Here is a 1,286-nt window from a genome sequence, read left to right on the forward strand (position 1 = left end):
AACACCCGGCTTCCATTCCGAACCCGGCAGTTAAGCCCACCAGCGCCCATGATACTGATCGGGAGACCGATCGGGAAAGTAGGTCGACGCCGGGGTTATTATCTATCTTTCTACCTTACTCATATTTTTTAATTCATACGTTATTTTTTATGAACTCATTACATTTTTACTTGCAACAATTATCTGCATTCTTTACTATAGAAGATCATTTTTTTCTCACAATGTGGCAAATATCAAAAACCAGTAAGCTATTTGTATATTTATTTTTATGCTCCTATAGAACCCGATAATAGCTTTTTTCTTTTCTGCTAATCCAATGCTGTCTTAAAAAGTTCCCGAGTAAGTTAAGACTTTCTTATCTTTTTTGAGAAAAATGGCAAATGAAATTATTTTCTTTATTAACATTCTTATAGTTTCCAAGGAAAAAGGAAATTTATCCTTTCTTATCTAAGATCATCCAAAATGTAACCAGATATTATCAAGTCTTTCCTATCCTTTGGTAAAAAAAAGAGATGCCATCTTGATAATGTCAAACCTTTAAGCAAAGCTAAGTATTTCCTTATATTTGTGTAAACATTTAATTACCGACTTTTTTACCGTTCAAGAGGTGTAGCTGATTACTCTTTTTGAACTCTTTGAAAGGTCAAGATCGAAAACTTTATCCAAACCTTTTAAAGTAACTCCTAAGAATGTTAAGATACTTGCTAAAGCATTTTTTTTCCGTAGTCTTTGGTAATTCTATTTTGACCTTTGATGATATAAGATATATGTCTATCCCCTCCGTCTCTAAGATGAGTTTTTTGTAAATGCTTCCCGTGAGTGCCCCTTCCCTTCTGGGTTTTCCCAGAACTATCTTTGTTATACCTTCTCTCTTGGCATAATTTATAATTTCCTGAGCCACATCTTTGCCCTTTATGCGCTCCACCCTGCCCCCGAGCCTTCTTGCCAAATCCAGAGCCCTTTCCAGCCACTTTTTCTCTTCTTCCGTAAAGTCCTTGCTTTTCTCGGTTTCTACAAAAAGCGCTATCCATTCAACTCCTCCAAGCTCAGAAGCAATTCTGTATGTAGCTCTCACCAGCTGGCTGGCATACGGACTTGCGTAAACTCCCACAAGGATTTCCTCTTTGAACCCCAGAGGAGTGGTAATGCCTCTCCTGCGCAGGTAGTTTTTCAGCTTCTGGTCAAGCTGATTGTATAAGTTCATATGTACAGTGAGCACCTACCTCTTGCCAAAAAAAAACATCTCAAAAACATGCAGATACTTCAAAATATCAAGAAACACATTC

The 1,286-nt window shown here is 37.2% G+C and carries 1 protein-coding gene and 1 rRNA gene; one reads left to right on the forward strand and one right to left on the reverse strand.

The features are described from left to right. Nucleotides 1-95: ribosomal RNA gene (rrf, locus tag Q385_RS09095) — 5S ribosomal RNA — on the forward strand; the annotation flags it as partial. 563 nt (nt 96-658) lie between these two features. Here rrf and Q385_RS08765 read toward each other — a convergent pair. Next, the gene (locus Q385_RS08765) at nt 659-1,204 is read right to left on the reverse strand and encodes an adenine nucleotide alpha hydrolase family protein (RefSeq protein ID WP_245596339.1); all 546 of its coding nucleotides are present in this window, start codon (nt 1,202-1,204) and stop codon (nt 659-661) included. Between the last annotated feature and the right edge of the window lie 82 nt (nt 1,205-1,286).

This window comes from Sulfurihydrogenibium subterraneum DSM 15120 (assembly GCF_000619805.1).
Lineage (GTDB): Bacteria > Aquificota > Aquificia > Aquificales > Hydrogenothermaceae > Sulfurihydrogenibium > Sulfurihydrogenibium subterraneum.